Raw genomic sequence first — 20,541 nt, forward strand, 5'->3', positions numbered from 1 at the left:
TGCCTTGACTGTAATTCCATACGTGACCTGTTTTAGCAACAAAAAAATCCACAGAATTCAAACCATAAACCTCCGCAGCATCCCTGCCCTGAGAAGAGCAGCACAAATAAAAACCATGACCAGGCTCCTGATTAAAATGGCCCGAAAGCTGCAAATCCCAACTAACATCAAAACCAGAAAGACAGGAAACGCCACGCTCCAACAAATTATGAACATAACAATCCATCGTGCCTTTACTACGACTAAGCAAACCCAAACTCAGCTCAATTTCCTCCTGCGGAACCTGCGCACTAACAGTCAAAATTAATAGAAGTATAAAAAACAAGAAACCAAACAACAAACTTATTCGTCCACCCCTCATGAATTAATTGTAAGAACAAATATTTATATAATTTATCTTTTTCAAATGTGTACTATTTCAAGCTCAACATCAATTTTTTTTTTTTTAAAGGTACGTCTTAAGAATTATTTAGAATCCTCATCTAACCAAGTATTCAATTCTTTTCTAGTAACAAAAGACATAGGATTCCACATATCAAGATATTTCTCTAAAACTTTAAAATCTCTTTGTTTAACCGCTTGAGCAATTTCCATACGCATTAAACCAATTTGTTCATTTAAATCCGCAACTTTAGTTTTCAATTCCACTAAATCATCATTAATAAGATGTTTTTCTTTATAAAAAGTTCTTTGAGTATCTAAAATCGTTTGATCTGTAATTTGAACTTTTTTTCTCAAATTATAATATTTATCTTCAATAATCCTAAGACTGCTACTAATATCTGATAAAGTCTTGCTAATACTATTTAATTCAGAATTCTTAGAAGAGAAAGGCGTAGAACTGCTTTGAGAAGCACCATTATGTGAATAAAAAGAAGACCCAAAATCTTGCGAAACCATTATACACCTCTTAACAAAAAGTAAATAAGAACAAAGACTACTTAAATATTTTCATTTAAAAAAAGCCAAACACCAAACATTTAAATAATAACAAAGAAAAAATATATCTAAAAAAGAAACAAAATAGAGAGGAAATATGACGATCCAAAAAAGAGGGGAAGGATTCTTCAAGGACTTTAAAGTAGAAAAAGAAGGAGCAGATAACGTGCTTTACATAAACTACGAAAAAGTCCCAAGAGTTCCAAGCATAGAAGATGATGCGCTGTGCATGGCAAAAACCTGTGAATTACTACAAACAAACCCAAGCGTAACAAAAATAGTATTTACACAAAAACATGACTATCAATACGATTACGATCAAATAAAACTATTACAAGAACTAGTAAAAATACAAAAAAATTTGATACAAAACAAAGAAATATTCTCATATCAAAACCTAAACAACTTATCAGGCGAAGATGCAAAATATGAATTGACAAGAAGATATAATGAAACACACAACCTAATATTCAATCAACTATTAAAAGACCCAATAGGAACATACATAGAACTAACAAGAATTCTAAGAAGAGAAAAGATAGAATTAGATAAAGAATTTGACCAAAAATTTTACGTAGCAAGAAAAAATTACATTTCATTACTAAACTACCTACTAAAAACAATAGAAAATACCCATCTAATACAAATAGCAATACCATATACTGCAGGATATAAAATAGGATCAAGAGAAATATACAGAAAAATATTCATGCCGGATATAAAACCAGATTTTATGTTTACAAAAATAATGGCTACATATCCTAAAGACGCCGAAGAAGTGATGAACTATAACATAGGAGATACAGAAGTAATCATATTCAAAATACCAGACAACATACAATATTTATATCATATAACGCCGCCAGAATTTAAACTAAGTGAAGAAAAATACGAAGTGCTAGATCTTGCAAGAAAAATACTGTCTGAACATCAACCAGAAGAACAAGATTTCGTGAATCCTGAAAGAATGCGTGAAGTATTCCAAAACGTTGGTAGTGACTTATTACAAGAACTAATAACAAGCAAAAAAATCAAAATAACACAACAAGAACTAAACGAACTCACAAAAATATTGATAAGATATACAGTCGGATTCGGACTGATAGAGGTGCTATTAGAAGACGAGTATGTGCAAGATATAACGGTGAACAGCCCTACAGGAGAAACGCCCATATTTTTAGTGCACGGAAAATTCAATGAGTGCAAAACGAATATAATCCCGAGTATAAATGACGCAGAGAGCTGGGCATCAAAATTAAGATTATTATCTGGAAGACCATTAGACGAGGCAAATCCTATACTGGATACTGATATAGAAATACCAAATGTAGCAAAAGCAAGAGTCGGAGTAATTTCAAAACCACTAAATCCCACAGGTATTGCATACGCATTTAGAAGACACAGAGATAAACCTTGGACTTTGACATTATTCATAAAAAACAAAATGATAACGCCTCTAGCCGCAGGATTAATGAGCTTTTTAATAGATGGAAATAGAACTATGCTAGTAGCCGGAACAAGAAGCGCAGGAAAATCATCACTATTAGGCGCAGTAATGGTAGAAATAATGAGAAAATATAGGATAATAACAATTGAAGATACATTGGAACTTCCAGGAACACAACTAAGAAAACTAGAATACAATATTCAAAGCATGAAAGTAGCATCAGCACTAAGTAGCGGAACTTCGGAAGTAAGTGCAGACGCAGGAATAAGAACGACTCTAAGATTAGGAGACAGCGCTTTAATAGTTGGAGAAGTAAGAAGCACAGAAGCACAAGCACTCTATGAAGCTATGCGAGTAGGTGCACTGGCAAATGTAGTGGCGGGAACAATACACGGGGATAGCCCATACGGTGTGTATGATAGAGTTGTCAATGATCTAAAAGTTCCAAAAACAAGCTTTAAAGCAACAGACTTAATAATAGTAGCAAATCCAATAAGAAGCGCAGACGGATTACATAAATGGAGAAGAGTTACACAAATAACTGAAGTAAGAAAAGACTGGGAAGACGATCCTTTAAGAGAAAAAGGATTCGTAGACTTAATGAGATATAACTCAAAAAAAGACGAACTGGAGCCAACAGATGAATTATTGAATGGAGATTCAGAACTTCTAAAAGCAATAGCTGGAAACGTAAAAGACTGGGCAGGCAATTGGGACGCAATATGGGACAATATACAATTAAGAGCGAACATAAAAGAACTAATAGTAAAAACAGCAGAAAAAGAAAATAAACTAGAGCTGTTAGAAGCACCATTTAACATAAGCGCAAATGATCAATATCACAGAATAAGTGATAAAATAAAAAGTGAAACAGGAATCTTAGATTCAAAAAAGATATACTCCGAATTCAAAGAATGGTTAAAAACACAATTAAAAAGAATAAACTCAGAAGAAAAGGAGAATTAAATGGACCGAAAAGATCTTGATTATATAGAATTCAAAAAAAAATATAAAAAAAAATTAGCTAATGAACTAGGAGATCAAATAGAAGACGCTAAACCAATTACGACAACAGACTACGAAAAATTCAAACAAACATTCATGCCAAAAAATTTTACATTATATGAAAAAGCATGCAATTTTTCAGAAAAAACAATACCTATGACTCCAGACAAAAAAAAAATACCTGATATAGAAGAAGCAATAAAGGTAAGTCATCTAAACATAAGCCCTACTGGAACAACAAGCTTTGCCGCGTTAATATCATTACTAATGATTTTATTAATGATCTTTTTAGGTTTTATAATAATGTTAACTGACACAACAGGAACAACAGACATAATGTTTTTTGTGCTAAGTGGACTAATCCTTGCAGCTATATTATTTATACCGCTAACAAAACTGCCATTCATAATTTCTAACACTTGGAGAATGAAAGCAAGTAATCAAATGGTTCTAAGCATATTTTACATAGTTACATACATGAGACACACTCCTAATTTGGAACTGGCAATAGATTTCGCCGCAGAACATCTAAACCCCCCGCTAAGTTTAGATTTTAAAAAAGTAATTTGGGATATTGAAACAAACAAATTCGATTCAGTAACAGATTCTCTAGACAACTACATGGAAACTTGGAGAAAATATAACTCTGAATTCATAGAAAGCACACATTTAATACAATCATCATTGTATGAAAACACAGAATCAAGAAGACAAGACGCTTTAGACAAATCACTAAAAGTTATACTGGATGAGACATATGAAAAAATGTTGCATTTCACGCACGACTTAAAAAGTCCTATAACAACACTGCACATGCTAGGAATAATATTACCGATACTAGGACTTGTAATACTTCCCTTAGCCACATCATTTATGCCTGAGATAAAATGGTATCATTTATTTATGCTATATAACATAATTTTGCCAATACTAGTATATTATATGGGCAAAGAAATACTGTCTACTAGGCCTTCAGGATACGGAGGAATAGATGCGGGCACCATAAAAGAAGCATCAAAAACCCAAAACGTAATAATTAGATTAGATCAAAAAAAAGATTCAAATAACAAAATAGAATTAACACCTATGACTATAGCACTAGGAACCTTTTTAATATTGTTTTTAATAGGAATATCTCCTTTACTAATTCACTCGCTCAACCCTGATTATGACTTAGTAATAATTAAAGGACGCATACTGCCTGTAAACCAATACGATGTAGAAAATACAGATGAAGTACTAATAAAACTAATAGATTATAGACAACAAACAATAAATAATGTGGATGTACTCATAGGACCATATGGTTTAGGAGCTAGTATGTTAAGCTTGTTAATACCTTTATCTTTAGGACTCGGATTGGGATTATACAGTAAACTAAAAAGTGGAAACTTATCAGGTATACAAGAAAAAACAAAAAAACTAGAATTAGAGTTTGCATCTGCTTTATTTCAGTTAGGAAACAGATTAGCAGACGGAATACCTGCTGAAATAGCTTTTAGTAATGTTGCAAAAACGATGAAAGGAACACAGTCAGGTAAATTCTTCGAAGAAGTAACTGTGAAAATAGTAAAACTAGGAATGGGTGTTGAAGAAGCCATATTTAATCCTAAAATAGGCGCACTAAAAAATTATCCGAGTTCAATAGTAGAAAGTAGTATGAAAGTCTTCTTAGAAAGCAGTAAAAAAGGGCCTATGATTGCAAGCCAAGCATTAATGACTGTGGCAGAATACATAAAGTCAATGCATAGAGTTGATGAAAGACTAAAAGATTTAATGGCAGATATAGTAAGCAGTATGAAATCACAAATAAGTTTTCTAACGCCTGCAATAGCAGGAATAGTTGTGGGAATAACAAGCATGATAACCCAAATATTAGGAAGTCTTTCAGATAAAATACAACAATTTGATTCAGGCGCAGGAGGGCAACTAGCTGATGCTTCATCAATATTTGATATGCTAGGAGGCGGCGGAGTTCCCACATTCTTTTTTCAAACAGTGGTGGGTTTGTACGTAGTGCAAATATCATACATTCTAACAATAATAGTTTCCGGAATAGAAAATGGGGCAGACGAAATAAGTCAAAGAGAAGAAATAGGAAAAAACATGCTAAAAAGCACAATAATTTATACGTTAATAGCAGGTGCATGCACTTTAATATTCAGCATAATAGCTGCACAACTAATACAAGGAATTTCAACTTAAAGAATCAAACATATTAAGATCGTAAATAAATTTTTTGTGCATATTCTTTTCGTAAACCTTAAGGAGAGTAGACATATTATCTTCTTTGAATTTATGCATTTTTTCATAAGAATCAATACCCGAATCCTTAAAATCCAAGCTTTCAAAAACAGGAACGTAAGGAAGAATCTCAAAATCACACGTACTCAAAACCGCATTTTTTCTTTGAGGATTAATAATCAAAACATTATTGCCTTTAAAGACTCTAGAAAAAACACGGCCATGAAATTCTTTTCCAAACAAATAATTAACATGAAACGCATCATAAATAGATGTAGGTATTCCTTGAGCTATCATAAATGTCCTAAACAACAAACCATAATCTGAACAACTAGGAATAACTCCTTCTCTTAATATCCTATCAGCACTTCTAACTCTAAAATTATCATCTTTAACCTGCCCAGAAATTTGTCTTTCATAGTTATTCCTCGGATTTTCATAATATTCTATATGAATAGGCATCTCAAAAACAAAACGTGAAGTCTCATTAATAACATTAAATAAAGAGGGATCATCAAATTTTTCATCCAATCTCTGCTTCAAAATATTTATATTTTTTTTAATTAATTCAGTAACTTGACTTAATTCTCCTTCATTTAACCAATAATCGTAATACACAATCTTTAGAAACATTAATTAATATATAAAGATTAACAAAAAAATGAGCGATAAAACAACAAAATACTATGATGCAATATCTTCAGGTTACGATGAATTATACGGAGAAGAACAAAGAGACAAATTCAAAATCATAACAAAAGAAATAAATCCAGAAAAAAACGAAACACTTTTAGACATAGGATGCGGAAATGGAATAAGTGCGGAGTTCTTTGACTGCAAAATATTAGGGGTGGATCCTTCAAAAGAACTAATAAAAAAAGCTAAAGAAAAACACTCTAAAAAAACATGGAGCATAGGAAAAGGAGAATGCATAACCAAAAATTATTCAAACCAAAAATTCGATTATATAATATGCGTATCGACAGCACATCACATCAAAAACATAAAAAATCTTATCAAAGATATCAAAGAACTTTCAAAACCAACAACAAAACATTGTTTTTCTCTTCTCAAGAACAGTAAACGAAATGAAGAAATGTTGGAGGAAATACAAAAAAAATTCAGAATCACAAAAAAAATATTAGGAGACAAAGACTTAATTGTTTTCTTTGAATAAATAAGTTGTATAAAATGTTTTATTTAATGAATTCCCCAACTACATTAGCCAACACTATCTTTTTATTTTTTTCAGGAACAGTTTTAAAATATTCTATCGCTCTTTCAGATATTAAAGGGTTTTCTCTATCTATTCTATAAAGAACATAAAAACTTTTTTTGAAATCTCCTTCTTCAAAATATTTGTTGGAAAGATTTGTAGCAAATTCACTAACTTTCTCTTGCTTAACAACGTCTCCTTTCAATCTAGTCTCATAAGTTTTTCTAAGACCGGCATCATTACCAAGCTCTATTTTTTTCTCCCAATCATTAAACACAATAGAAGAAACATCATCAATAGCATACGTACTCATTATTTCTTTAATTTGATCATTGTTTAAACTAGATATATTATCTTCTAAATATATGTTTGCCAGATCTGACAAATAACGTCCATCTATATTCGTATTCTTAACAACATCAGTCAAACTAGCATATTTGGGGTGCAACTTAAACTGAAATTCCGTTTCTTTTTGCAAATTAAATTCAGAAATGTATTCGCTTGCTAAATCTGACCATTTTTTATTATCATAATTCATTTCCAACAAGTCACTCAAATAACTAACTGCAACATCTTTACCAAAATATTCTTTGCCTTCTATTAACAATTTCGCTTTGATTTCTGTAGGAACGTCAGAATTAACAGTTTCCCTAATCAATTTAGCAGAATCAACATTTATTCCACTTGCAATCTTTTGTAATCTTTGCAAAATATTTTTTGGATGTCTCTTTGCTGATTCAACACAATGATAAACAGCAATACTTTCTTTTAATTGTTCAGAAAAAAATTCAGGAACATCTTTGCAAAGAACATAACTAAGCGCGGCATCATTCTTAATATCTTGATATCTCATTTCAACAATTTTTTTTATATCCATATTTTGACTTTCTGCAAACTTTTTAGCAGATTTTGGTGCTAGTTTTATTAGTCTTCTAGCCACTAAATTGTTTGAACTATCCAGTAAATGTTCAGGCAACAAATACAAATTATCTAATTTATTTATGTTAGTAATATTTGAGTTACTTCTCTTTTTATACACGATGTTATCTAAATCAACATTTCCTATTTGTGCAAATTTCTTTGCCACAGAACTATCTTTAAGAACATACTCAGCTACTTTATTTTCAAATAATTCAGCAAAGTACCAATTATCAGAGAAATCCACATGTTTTAAAGTATCATGCAATTCAAAGAATTCTTCAGGAGAACCATATTCCATGAATGAAGTATAGATAGAACTAACATTTTCTTTATCTTCCATACTTCTAAATAAAGTCAATAAATGTTTACCATTATTAAACAATTGAGTGCTTGTAGTATTGCTTGCTATAATAAATTCTTCTCCCTTCACATTATCAAGAGTATAATTAGAAAATCTATTAAATACTTCGCCGTCTTTGAAAAAGAAATGCATTGGATCTGAATGAACAATGTCAAAACCTGCATAATTAATTATTTCTCCAATAGGCCAATCAGACATTTTTTCTTTATAATTTGTTCTTTTTTGAATTTCTTTAAGCATATTTTTTGAGACTTTAGAAATGGCGAAGTCTGGCTTTTCATTATTTTCAAACCAAAAACCCTCTAAATCTCCTTTACTCCAGTAATCACTAATAACTCCAAGATCCAAATTTTCTTTGCTTGCTATGATGTTCTTTTGCAAACCATCTTCAAAATTCTTTTGAACAATGTGATAAAAGGTTTTCATTTCATCTATTGCAATATTTTTGCCATTCCGCAACTTGTCAATTATCTTAACAAGATACTCAGCACCCGCAGTTCTAGTCCCAAAACCATTTATCCCAGCGATATCATAGAACAATTTAGAATTATCTAAACTGTGTTTAATGAAAGGAACTTTTGTTAGCAACTCTTGAAATCTTGAAGCAGAATATTTGTAATCTAATTTTGCTAAAGATTGTAAATCTTCTAAGTCCTTTTCTCTAGGTGTTCTGCCAAAACCTAAGATCTTTGAAGCAAAAAGAAACTCAGGACTTGTTATGTACACATCTAGAGATCCGCCTTTAAGTTCAGAATAATTCTTTTCAGAATCCCAATTAATTTCTTTAACAAATTTTGCGAGATTTTTATTTGACATTGAAAGAGTCTGGAAATAATTTTTAGCAGTTTGCTCATCTAACCTAAATTGAAACTTGTATCGAGATAAATTTATAACATCTAAATCATGATGTTCTCTCTTTTTACCTGTAAGCATTTCAATAGCCCAACCACCTGAAAGAACATATTTTATTGTTTTTCCATAATCATCAGTTTGAGGTTCCTCTTTTAGTAATCTAATTAAATCTTCAGGACTTCCAGTATACCACTCCCAGAAATCAAAAGGCTTTAATTTTTGAGCTATTTCAAGCCTTAGATCTTGCTTAAGAATTTCATCTAGCTTAAGCTTTTTCTTCTGTTTCAATTCTAAACCTAATTGTAATCCTAAATTCATAACATTCAAGTAAAAAACTGTGATTTATAAAACTTTCGTTACTGGCGAGTGGTCGTGGAGTGGTTTTCAATTTCTCTTATAAATGCCCTGTCCAGTAGTAAAGTTGAAATAGTTGAATTTTGATATTTTAGAGCCTGAGATTGGAAAGTAACGAATCAGCATCATAATAAATAATTAAATAAATATCCTAAGCAAATCAGGCTCCTTACTGAATTTTTTTTGTAATCTCTAATTTGGCAAATTTCATTTTCAAAATTTCGAAAAGATTGACGCGCAAATATCTCTGGATTTCTTCAGAGACAACTAAACAACAACAAAATTTATAAATACAAGTATACGCTTTAGTATATTGTTATATGTATGAATACATATGCGTTTATCTAGAAAAAGAAAAAAAGGTAAAAAAATGAATAAAATAACAGATATACAAGACCAAAGCGTAAGACAATTGGCGATGACGCTCAGACAATCAGGGCTAGCAGCATCAGAAACAGAAGCAATAAGGATGGCGACTGCAATGTCCTTTACAAGCAACAAAGTCAACAAAACATTTGAAGATAGAAAAGATGGCGCAACAATGGGGCTAAGTCACCTAAATAAAACAAAACCAAATAACGAACCAGCTACAAAGCCACAAACTCAAACGTCAGATATTGATCCTCAGACAACAAACACTAGAACTGAAACTACAGAGTCTAAATTGCAATCTTCAAACTACGAACCACAAACTACAGAACAATATATGAAACCTAAAGAAAACACAGAACCTACATTAAATGAACTATATGAAGAAAAAACTACAAAACCAGAAACAAAACCAGAAACAACTCATTCTATACAAATAGAAGAAGATGAAGAACTAATAAAGCAAGACCTCATAGAATCTAACAAGGATCACAAACCAGAAACTCAAACTATGGAACATAGGCAACAAACACAATATGCAACTCAAAACTCAGACAACAAACAAATAACGGAACCAGAAATTCAAACAACAGAGCCAGATGCTAAAAATGAGGAACAAAACAATCAAACCCCTGAACGTAAACCACCAAGAAAAAGATTCGAAGACATGGCAGAATCCAAAGTTGACTTAGGTTCGGTATTTAATTTCAACAAATAATTTTTTTTCTAATTGTTTATTATTTATTGACAAATTGTTTTAACATAGCGTTTTTAGGTTGATAAATTATGTTGTTTGCAAATTAATTTTAATGATTTGACGCTTAATAGTTAACAATTTAATCAAAGAACTTCAAAGAATTATTTAGCACAACAAGTTTGCTGTTTATAAAAATCACACAAATAACTTAAAAAAGAACCAAAAACTATATAAATCATTTCTCACTCTAAGATGATAACATAACAAATCATAATTAAACAGCCGCGGGAGGTAAAAAATGAATAAAAAAATAATTATAGGCACAATAGCAATAATAGCACTTATTCTAATGACAATGAGCGCAACAGCACTGGATTTAACTAAACCAAACAACTACACAGTAAATTTGGGAGACTCTGTGAATTTTCAACTAACACATGACTACCCAGCAGGAAACGTAACTTACACAGTAACAGGTGGTGGAACAATAGATGCAACAGAAACATATTCCTGGACACCAACATCAAACGATGAAGGAAACAACACAATCACAATATTTGCTGCAAACATAACAGACTCAGATGATAACGATACAGAAACATTTAATGTTGAAGTATTACTAAAAGAAGGAACATTTGGCGCAGATTCAATAGAGCTTGGCTCAGAAGACCAAGAAAGAAACACTACAATAACTAAAACATGGATAGTTACAAATACAGGAGACAAAACAATAAACAACATAGCGATAGAAACAACAGGCAATTCTGAAGATTACGAACTAACTGCAACAGGAGACAAAACAACACTATCTCCTGGAGAAAACCTAACAGTAACAATAAGTACGCGAATACCCTGGACGCAAAATTCAGGAAGAGAATCAATAGGAACAATAAAACTAACATCAACAAACGCAGATGACTACACAAACACAATATACTTAACAACAGAAACCAAACTATACGTAAAAGCGACCTTTGAAAGAACTGAAGGAAGCGATAAATCAGCAACAAGTGATAGATCAATAGACCTTGAACCATTTGAAGACGTATCTATGATAATAGAAGTTGAAAACAGATTTAGCGATAGAGGAGATACAGAAGATTTTGAAATCAGAAACATAAGAGTTAAAATCGACAGCAGAGAAATAGACGAAATAGACAATCAAGATGAAGATCTATCAGATTTAGACCCTGAAGAATTAGACGAGGTAACCTTTGATTTTTCCATGGATCCAAATGAAGTTGACTTTAACGATGAACCATACGAAATAGACATAGAAGTCACAGGAACTGACATTAATGGAGCAACACACACAACAAAATTCACAATAACAATAAATTTAGACAGAGAAAATGAAGACATAAGATTTGATTCAATAACAACTTCAAAATCCTTCATAAACTGCGACGAAACATCAGTATATATAGACTTCACACTATATAATGTTGGAACAAGAAACCTAGACGATGCAATGGTAAGGGTAGAAATAGACGGCATAGATGCCAGAACTTACCTAAGAGAAATAGAATTGGACGAAGGAGAAGACAGTGAATTCAGAGTAAGATATGATTTTCCAGAAGATGAAGAATTAGAAGATGGATTATACTACATGGATTTAAGAGCATACCCTGACGGAGCAGATAACGAATACACAGACACAGACACAATAGAACTAGAAGTTAGAGGATGTTCAACAACACAAGATACTGATGACGACAAAGAAGATACAAAAACTGATGATGATAAAACAACTGTAGTAACAACTCCTCCAACAGTTCCTGCAACAACAGGACAACCAGTGTCCACAAGCACAGGAAGCAAAATAATAAATACCAGTAGCAACGGATATTTAATAGCTCTAGGAGTTATAGTTTTAGTATTAATAATAATGGTTGCAGGACTACTAGTTGTAATACTAAAAAAATAAAATAATTTTTTTCTTTTTAATTCAATTTTTTTTTTGAACAAATAAAATAAAGCAAATAATAATTCCTACTAAGCACGGAAAAATACAAAATAATATTGAATATCAAGAATAAATCACGAAAAATTGTTCAAAGAAATAGTAAAAAGTTTAAATTAAATTTTGCGTAAACCAAAATGAACACTCTTAAAAAAACAATAAACACAATAGCAACAATAATCCTAAGCACTATACTTTCCTGCACAAATAACTATAAAGACTTAAATGGGACATACGAATATCAAGGCAAAAAAATAATTTATGAATCAAAATATGATGCCGTATTTAACGGCCAAATCATAGAAAGATTAACAATAATATATCAAGGAAACACATACGAATTAAGAGAACTAAACAAAAACAATGCGAGCATAGAAGCAATAATTATAAATGGAAAAAAAATAGAAGAAGACAATATCTTAGAAAAAGGAACAGAACTATTCAAAAAATACAAAACAATGATGCCCCAACTTAAAAAAACACTAGATAAAAACAAAACAAAAAAATATGATGATATAAACTTAGCAATAACAAAAATGTACGAACTATAATTCTTTGACAATTTCCTTTTCAAATTTTCTCAAAAGCTTCTGATTCTTCTCAAAACGTTCATTAGCTTGCTTAACAAGAAACCTAACAAACTTATCATCAACAAATAATTCACAGTTCTTAGCAATAGGAACGTCCATTTTGTTATTAAAAATAATTTCGACCATGATTCTTTTATTAGAAGAACCAATAACGCCGCTATGTTTTAACCCAAGATTTCTACATAATTCTAACAATTTTTTTGCATGTAAGTCTGATCTGCAAGCGATATGAAAAATAGGGGCTTCTTGCCTAAACCATAAACTTTCTTTTGGAATATTTTTCAAAGCATACAAAATCTCAGCAGCAGTAACAGTTCTATGCTCCACAAAATGCCAGCCAGACTCATCTTTTCTACCGGACTCTGCCTCAAAAAACAAACTAATTCTGCCACTGCAAGAACTCGTAGTATAATAATTAATTTTACGATTAACAGCTTCAATAACAGGAACTGCTTTTAAATCTACATCTCCCTTAAAAGACTTATCTGGCTTATACAATTTTTCCAACATCATCTTCTTAGTATGATCAAAAGCATCCATAACTCTTAAGAAAAAAAAGAAGTTTAAAAAATTTATTGCAAATGTCTTTTAGGAAACAGCAAAGTTACACTTGTGCTTGCAACAACCATGAAAACAGACGCAACTGCTTGAAGCCATAAAATGTTTGCAATATTAGCATAAAAAAAGAACGGCATGCCAATTACTATTGCAATCAATATCCCATAAAACATACTCTTTGGATTAATCCTGTCCAAATATAACGTTAGTATTGTAGGTACAGATATTGAAGCAACTATACTTATGCTCAGGAACCAGAGATGTTGCAATCCAATACCTTGAATAAAGTGAGCGCCGTATGCAATCAACAATCCTATAACTCCTGCACCAAACATAGCAAGTCTTCCAGACCTCAACAATGCTTTTTCACTTTTTTTCTTTGAAACATCAGTAATCCAAAGTGAACTAAAAGCAGAAATGCCTGAATCTATGGTTGAACTTAATCCTGCAATCATTATAAGTATAAATATTGCTGCAATTCCTTTTGGCACCAGGTTAGTTACTGAAATTATACCAATTAAAGAAGGATCTGTACCTGCAGGCAACGTAATGCCTAAAGCAGGATTAGCACCCATAAAACCTAGAAGAGATAACATTATAGGAACAACTGCAAACAATATTCCTCCAAAAACAAATGCTTTAGTTATCTGTTTTTTCTTCAATGCAAAAGTTCTTTGCCAGTACTGTTGATCCGCAATAGTTCCTGAAATCAAACCTATTGAGTTTATCAAACCTAAAGAAAACATAATTGCAGGATTAAAAATATTAGTAAATTGTCCTGTAAGACCGCCTAACCCGCCAGCAACTGCTGAAAGTCCTCCTGCAGAGGAAACTGCCCAGGGAACAATCAAAAATATCCCTACAACTATAAGACCCATCTGAACCATGTCTGTAATCATTGAGGCTTCAAGACCAGATATTAAAGTGTAAATAAGAGCAATTCCTATAAGTATTGGTATAACAACGAGCAGAGGAATTCCTGTCAAAAGCGAAATCATTGTTCCTCCCGCGAATACGTTAAAAGCTATTGCTAGTATCTGGTTAAAGAAAAAAGGAATTAAATACAATTTGTGAAGTTTAGTGTCTTTGAATTTTTCTTTTATCCATTGAGGTAAAGTATATCCTTTAGGAAATTTTTCCCTTATTTTTGGAGCCCAAAAGGCAAACAATATTAGTGCAAATATATTAGGCATTGTAAACCAAAATATTCCAGCCAATCCATTCTGGTAAGACATCTGAATCGAGACGAACAATGCACCAGCCCAAATCCATGAAGCTGCAATGCTCGTACCTCCTTTGAACCATCCAACTTTTCTGTTTGCTACAAGAAAACCTTCTCGGTGGTTCATTGAATTTTTCTTGGAAAAAAAATAGGTTAATAAAATCATAACCACTCCAAAACCTATCAAAAATATTATTCCTTGTATTTGTGTTATAAATGTCATTTTGTATCATCCTCTTTTTTGCATAGCTCTCGCTAAGTCTGTTTTTATCTCATTCTCAGAACAATAAACGTTCTGCTTTCTTTACTACTTGTTAGTAAATAATATATATAAATTGTTGTGGTAGTAATCACCACCAAAATCAAAAACAATATAAACTTCCTAAAAAATAAAACAATATGCATGAAGAAACATTAAGAGAAGCAGGGTTAAGCTCAAACGAAGCAAAAGTATACGAAGCGCTCCTCGAAATTGGAGAATCTTCAGTACAAAACATTTCCTTAAAAGCGAAAGTCCACAGAAGAAACACATACGACGCCCTTAGCAAACTTGAAGAGAAAGGACTTGTGTCAGAAGTTTTTGTAAAAGGAGAAAAAAGATACAAAGCAATAACCCCAACAAAACTAATAGAACTACTGAAAGAAAAGGAAGAAAAAATAAACAAAATACTCCCCGAACTTGAAGCAAAACACAAAGAAAAAGAAGAAAAAGAAGAAGCATACTTCTACAGAGGAACAGAAGGATTCAAAGTATACTTGCAGAACATACTAGAAACAAGAGAAACAGTATACTTCATAGGTGCAAAAGGTTTCTGGCTCGACCCAAGACTAAAACACTATATGACTCATTTTGAAAAAGAACGAAAAAAGAAAGGAATAAAATTCATGCACCTCTTCGACCACGAAGTAAAAAAAGAAAAACCAGAAATTCTCAAACTAGTAGGAAAACCATACAAGTTCCTTCCAAAAAAATATTCTTCACAAACATCTGTAGACATATTCGGACCATACGTTGTGACATTCATAGGCGTAAAACCAGGCGAACTTGAAGAAGAACCAGTTCAGTTCGTACTAAAAAGCAGACGTCTTGCAGACGGCTACAGAAAATTCTTCCAATTCATATGGGATCACTGCGAAGAATAAATCATTTATGTTTATAGAAATATTTCTCATCTATTTTGTTATTTATTATTTTAACACATTCACTTTCAAGAAGAGCCTTCTTTTTTTTCAAACCCTCCGCAAATCCTCCAAGAGAGCCATCACTAGCAACAACTCTATGACAAGGAACTTCAGGCGCCCAAGAATTTTTGTTCATAATCTGACCGACAGCTCTATAAGCCTTGCTTCCGACACGATTTGCAAGTTCTTTATAAGTTGTTACTTTTCCTTTCGGAACAGCAAGAAGCGCAGTATAAATTTTTTGCTTTAGACTCGGCTTAAAATATTTTTTGTATTCATAGACTTTCTGATCAAAAGAAAGTCTAGCATATCTAGGACTAGGTGATGGAAGCGTTAATGTTTTTACGGTTATATCTGAAAAAATCTTCCTGAAAATATTCTCGACGAATTTACTTGTAAAAAATATCTTTTTAATTTCCTTATTATGTTTTAGAATATTTTTTATGTCCATATACTCAATTATTTCAAGATTCTTATCAGAGGAATCTCCTTTTTTTCTTCTGCATTTCATTATGATGTCAGTCATGGCAATATTATTAATTTCAAGAAACAACTCCTTCTTTCTTTTTGTCTTAATATCTGTTTTATAAATACTCTCAATTATTTTCCAAAATTGATTTTGTTTGCTAGAGTAAAAAAAATCATTTTTACTAAGACTTATAGGGGGGAAACTTCCAATAATAAGAAATTCTGCATTCCTAGGAACATAATGAGGAAATGGATGAACAATTATCATAATAAAAAATAAGAATGCTTATTTATTACTTTTATGGTTGATTATTGCGCGCTAGCGAAGGGGGTTTAATACTCCGACCTGCACAAAAATCTTTGATTTTTGGCATGCGAATAAAAACTTTGTTTCTGTGCATTTAGGTCGATAGCACGCAATCTGAAAATCGCGATAAGCGACTGAGTCGTAATACTCCGTCCTGCTCAAAAATCTTTGATTTTTGGCATGCCAGAAACTTTTAGTTTCTTAGCAGACTCGGAGCAGCGATTTTCATTATTTCTTAATAAGCTTTTGCATAGCATTTACAAAATCATCAGCTTCTTTAAAGTACTTCTCAAAATCAGAACCATCAACTTCCCTAATCTTGCCATGTAAAATATCCTTAGAAAGCATGAAAAACTTCCTGGCAATACCAGGGTACTTAGCACCTATCAATTTCTTACTAACAAGCTTAGAATCTAAAAATTCAGCGACATGATCAGGACTTGGAGGAATCTCATTAATACTCATCAAAGCAGCATGACTAGCATCCATAACCGCCCAATACAAATCAATACAAGCCTGCGCTAGTCTACTCCTGGCCGCCTTAATACTTCTAGGTGCCCTATTAAAATAACTCCACAAAGCTTCACTACTAGGTCTTAATCTGCCCTGGTGCAACAATAATTGAATAGGGTCAAAAAAACCAGTATCAATCAAAGCATAACCGTCCCTTAAAATATTCAAAGCAATAGGATCTCCATTCCGAATATACTCCCAAAAGCTAGTAAACTTCATACTTGTAACATGAATTTTAGGATCTACTTTACGAACAATGTTTTCAACAATCAAACGATACCCTTGAACCATTTCTTTGGACAAAATAACAGAAACATCATCAACAATCAACAAAATATCAATATCATTAGATTTCTGCTTTGCTCTAGCAGCACTTCCAAATAAAACGACCGCTTTTAACAAATCCTTAAGTTCTTTATGAGCTTCTTTAGCAAACCTATACGCAGTATCTAAAACAACAGCAGAATAATTATCTTTTTCTTTATGTGTTCTTTTATGAATATTAAAGTCCAACGACTCACCCCTTCTAAAACAATAATGAAAGAGGTATTTTAAATAGTTTTCCCTTAAAAAGAAATCAGGATACAAATAAACTCTGGATACTTATCTGTAAACCATAATTTTTATTCGCATAAGATTAAACGTTTCTTTTCAATGTCAAAAAAACAAAATACACTTACAAAAAATGCTTGTAAATCTACTCTAAAGGAACATCTGACCAAGGTTTCCATTCATTGCTTGGAACATAAGGTCCTGCAATAAAATAACTAGGATGTCCATACCCAAAATGAGCATTTCTAACCTGTCTAAACCTCTGAGCTCTTTTCACACCATAAATCGGACTGCCTATCAATTCTAAAGTATCAGGAACTTCTCGACCAATATTATAAGATCCTTGCTCAACAATAATATCTTTAATTTTATTTTTTTCTATAATTTTAAGAAAATCTTTCATAGGAATATTACCTTGGCCAGGACTTAAATGTTCATCATCATACCCAAAATTATCTGCCAAATGAATGTGGCCAACATATCCTTCCTTTGTAAGTTTGTCTGTCCATTTTAAAAGCCATTTATTAAAACGTTTATCTCTTTCTTCAGGAGTCTCACCATCTTTAGCTTCAAAATTAGACCTGAATAAATTTAAATGACCAACATCCAAAGTTCCTTTAATGTGCGTCTTAGCAAGCTTATTTGCCTCTTCTTTTGAATGACCTTCTAAAACAAGCTGTTTTTGCATCCTCTCCCTTGAGGCCTTAATTAAATTCATATATTCTTCCGGATGACTACCATAAAAACGAGTATCCCAATTTTCAGGAGCAACATAAATCGGTTCGTCTAAATCAGTCTTATACCTTTGATATTTACGCATGGCTTCCATGCCTGCATTAGCAACAGTTTCTGCGGTTTTTTGAACGCCATATTTTTCTATGCTCATAATTCTTTTTGCTTTTTTTTTATATTCTTCAGCTTGAGCATCTGCAGTGGCAGAAGATTCATGAATGTGTTTTAAAGCATTTTCTTGCAACTTCAAATTTTTCAAAAATTCTTTCTCGTAATCTTGTGAAGTTGCTCCTCTTTTTAACAACTCTGGATCTGACTGATCAAAAAGCACTAATAATTCCTTAGCTAATTTATCTTTTTTATCATCTGGAACTCTAGATTTGGCTTCATTATATGAATCCCATTTTTGCTTAAGTAACTTAAATTTTCTTTCCTCTGTCTCATAATACCTGCCGTGAAACAAAGAATTTCCCATAGCCGCTGCAGCTTGATTTTCAAGCTGAGTCTTAGCAAATAATTCCTCTGGAGTTATATGTTCATTATGCATGTTGTTATATTCTTTAGCTTCTTTAACAAGGTCATTCCAAGACAACTGTTGAATATCAAAATGATTCGTGTCATAATTATATTTAGGCACTCTATCAATTAATCTGTTAGCATCAGCATTTCTTGGAATAAAATTACCATGCATATCAAGCCAATCATTTTCTCTAAAAACGTGACCATTAGGGTCTTTTTTTCCAACTAGACCTTTATCCTTCGCAGTCATATAAATAGGTCTATAAACCTCTTGATTTTTAGCTATTGAAGGAATTATGTGTCCTGTTTTAGAATCAATAACTAATTTAGGTGCTTCTTCGTCTTCTTCTGCAAAAGACTTAAATTTAGCATTACTAAACTGAGAATCCTTAACTTCACTAAGAGGTCTCATCCACTCTTGAAAATGAAAAACAATTGCCCCGCCTTTAGTTGCAGTTGCTGAAAAATCAATTGCTTTTTTTATTTCTTTAAGAACCGCTTCTCTAGCTTCGCCACTAAAATTCTCCCTTGTAAAACCTGCAAGACTCTGACTATGAACTCCTGCATGAGTGCTGGTTTTCATCTCGTTTTGTGTTAACATCTCTCTAATATCTTGCCTATCTAAAGAACCAAAACTTTCAGGAGTTGGTTGTTGACTATTACCTTTTCCTTGTCCTATAAAAGAAAACTCTATTTTTCTGTTGCCCTGCATAATCCGTTCTTTTAAACTTTGTAAAGTATTACCCATAGGATTAGTTGCAGTACCAATTTCTTCATGGGTAAAATTGAGTTCTCCATCTGGTACTATAGGGTTTCCTTCTTCATCTACTTCTGCTAAATCATCCGTTCTAATAAAAGGATCATCTGAAAATTCATTTTTGGGATTAAAATAATCGCCGCTTCCAAATTCCATAAAAGTTAATATGTAATCATCTTTATAAATTTTATTAAGAGTTTTTATTTAATAAAAAAATTTGCATTAATAAATAACGTACGCCCTCAAAAACTACTTTTTAACTGCATTAAGAAGACTTTCCATTCTTGAGAGATAACTTCTAGGATCTTTCTTAGTAATATAACTTTCTTCAGCACGAATCTGAGAAATTTTATAAGAGACTTTTGACAAAAAGTTTTTTTCACTTTGAGTAATATAACCAGCATCTGCTTTTTCCATCAAATTTTTAACTTTCCCATAAAAATCTCTGTTTGCAACGTCATACAAATTTTTCTTCTCCAAAGAATTATATTCTCCTTGCGAAATTATTATGTTGCTCATTTCGTCAATGTTTTGCGTGATGTTTTCATCTAAAGATTTAGGTTTTTTTCTTTTTTTCTCATCTTCAAGAAATTTCTCTATTTCTTCTTTTTCTATTTCTCGCACAGTTTCTGCAATTTTTTCTTTAATTTTCTCAGAATCTTCTTCTAATTCTTTTTTTAATTTCTCAAATTCTTTTTTCTTCTGGTTTTCCTTAGATTGTAAAATTTTTAACTTTTCAACAAGACTAACAGGATTATCATCGTCAACCATTT

17 protein-coding genes are annotated in these 20,541 nt (G+C 32.0%); 7 read left to right on the forward strand and 10 right to left on the reverse strand.

From position 1 onward, the window contains the following. Both K9L97_03695 and K9L97_03700 read right to left on the reverse strand, forming a co-directional pair. Positions 1–361, reverse strand: a 361-nt coding sequence (locus tag K9L97_03695; GenBank protein ID MCF7872112.1) for a hypothetical protein, incomplete at its 3' end; no start/stop codon positions are given. Positions 362–465: 104 nt separating this feature from the next. After that, a complete protein-coding gene (locus K9L97_03700; GenBank protein ID MCF7872113.1) occupies positions 466–900 on the reverse strand; it encodes a hypothetical protein in 435 nt (144 codons plus the stop codon). Positions 901–1,036: 136 nt separating this feature from the next. On the opposite strand from K9L97_03700, the gene K9L97_03705 reads away from it, so the two are divergent. Both K9L97_03705 and K9L97_03710 read left to right on the forward strand, forming a co-directional pair. Continuing rightward, positions 1,037–3,352, forward strand: a complete 2,316-nt coding sequence (locus tag K9L97_03705; GenBank protein ID MCF7872114.1) for a type II/IV secretion system ATPase subunit — start codon at positions 1,037–1,039, stop codon at positions 3,350–3,352. Beyond that, entirely contained in the window at positions 3,353–5,596 is a 2,244-nt protein-coding gene (locus K9L97_03710; protein MCF7872115.1) for a hypothetical protein, read from the forward strand. It abuts the gene before it with no gap. Here the strand turns inward: K9L97_03710 and K9L97_03715 are convergent. Further along, a complete protein-coding gene (locus K9L97_03715; protein ID MCF7872116.1) occupies positions 5,588–6,253 on the reverse strand; it encodes a hypothetical protein in 666 nt (221 codons plus the stop codon). The genes K9L97_03710 and K9L97_03715 overlap by 9 nt on opposite strands. 43 nt (positions 6,254–6,296) lie before the next feature. On the opposite strand from K9L97_03715, the gene K9L97_03720 reads away from it, so the two are divergent. Continuing rightward, a complete protein-coding gene (locus K9L97_03720; protein MCF7872117.1) occupies positions 6,297–6,812 on the forward strand; it encodes a methyltransferase domain-containing protein in 516 nt (171 codons plus the stop codon). 19 nt (positions 6,813–6,831) lie between these two features. Here K9L97_03720 and K9L97_03725 read toward each other — a convergent pair whose 3' ends face one another. Next, entirely contained in the window at positions 6,832–9,303 is a 2,472-nt protein-coding gene (locus K9L97_03725; GenBank protein ID MCF7872118.1) for a hypothetical protein, read from the reverse strand. Between the two features lie 406 nt (positions 9,304–9,709). Here K9L97_03725 and K9L97_03730 point away from each other — a divergent pair, with 406 nt between their 5' ends. The 3 genes from K9L97_03730 (at position 9,710) to K9L97_03740 (ending at position 12,919) form a co-directional block, all read left to right on the forward strand. Further along, positions 9,710–10,426, forward strand: a complete 717-nt coding sequence (locus K9L97_03730) for a hypothetical protein (GenBank protein MCF7872119.1) — start codon at positions 9,710–9,712, stop codon at positions 10,424–10,426. A gap of 277 nt (positions 10,427–10,703) precedes the next feature. Next, entirely contained in the window at positions 10,704–12,332 is a 1,629-nt protein-coding gene (locus tag K9L97_03735) for a hypothetical protein (protein ID MCF7872120.1), read from the forward strand. A gap of 173 nt (positions 12,333–12,505) precedes the next feature. After that, on the forward strand, positions 12,506–12,919 hold the full coding sequence (locus tag K9L97_03740) for a hypothetical protein (protein ID MCF7872121.1): 414 nt from the start codon (positions 12,506–12,508) through the stop codon (positions 12,917–12,919). Here the strand turns inward: K9L97_03740 and K9L97_03745 are convergent. Together K9L97_03745 and K9L97_03750 are read right to left on the reverse strand one after the other, a co-directional pair. Continuing rightward, a complete protein-coding gene (locus tag K9L97_03745; GenBank protein MCF7872122.1) occupies positions 12,914–13,498 on the reverse strand; it encodes a hypothetical protein in 585 nt (194 codons plus the stop codon). The genes K9L97_03740 and K9L97_03745 overlap by 6 nt on opposite strands. Before the next feature lie 32 nt (positions 13,499–13,530). Further along, the gene (locus tag K9L97_03750; protein ID MCF7872123.1) at positions 13,531–14,961 is read right to left on the reverse strand and encodes a hypothetical protein; all 1,431 of its coding nucleotides are present in this window, start codon (positions 14,959–14,961) and stop codon (positions 13,531–13,533) included. Positions 14,962–15,137: 176 nt separating this feature from the next. Here K9L97_03750 and K9L97_03755 point away from each other — a divergent pair, with 176 nt between their 5' ends. Continuing rightward, the gene (locus K9L97_03755; protein ID MCF7872124.1) at positions 15,138–15,881 is read left to right on the forward strand and encodes a hypothetical protein; all 744 of its coding nucleotides are present in this window, start codon (positions 15,138–15,140) and stop codon (positions 15,879–15,881) included. Position 15,882: 1 nt separating this feature from the next. On the opposite strand, the gene K9L97_03760 is transcribed toward K9L97_03755, so the two are convergent. From K9L97_03760 to K9L97_03775, 4 genes are all read right to left on the reverse strand, one after another. Continuing rightward, positions 15,883–16,656: a DNA-deoxyinosine glycosylase gene (locus K9L97_03760; protein ID MCF7872125.1), complete on the reverse strand. Its 774-nt coding sequence runs from the start codon at positions 16,654–16,656 to the stop codon at positions 15,883–15,885. Between the two features lie 267 nt (positions 16,657–16,923). Continuing rightward, positions 16,924–17,721 (reverse strand): nucleotidyltransferase domain-containing protein, encoded by a 798-nt coding sequence (locus K9L97_03765; GenBank protein ID MCF7872126.1) that lies wholly within the window; start codon positions 17,719–17,721, stop codon positions 16,924–16,926. A gap of 184 nt (positions 17,722–17,905) precedes the next feature. Then, a complete protein-coding gene (locus tag K9L97_03770) occupies positions 17,906–19,924 on the reverse strand; it encodes a hypothetical protein (GenBank protein MCF7872127.1) in 2,019 nt (672 codons plus the stop codon). Between the two features lie 93 nt (positions 19,925–20,017). Next, a complete protein-coding gene (locus K9L97_03775; protein MCF7872128.1) occupies positions 20,018–20,539 on the reverse strand; it encodes a hypothetical protein in 522 nt (173 codons plus the stop codon). Positions 20,540–20,541: the final 2 nt, after the last annotated feature.

The sequence above is a fragment of the Candidatus Woesearchaeota archaeon genome (assembly GCA_021735165.1).
In the GTDB taxonomy this organism is placed as follows: Archaea; Nanobdellota; Nanobdellia; order Woesearchaeales; family 21-14-0-10-32-9; genus JAIPET01.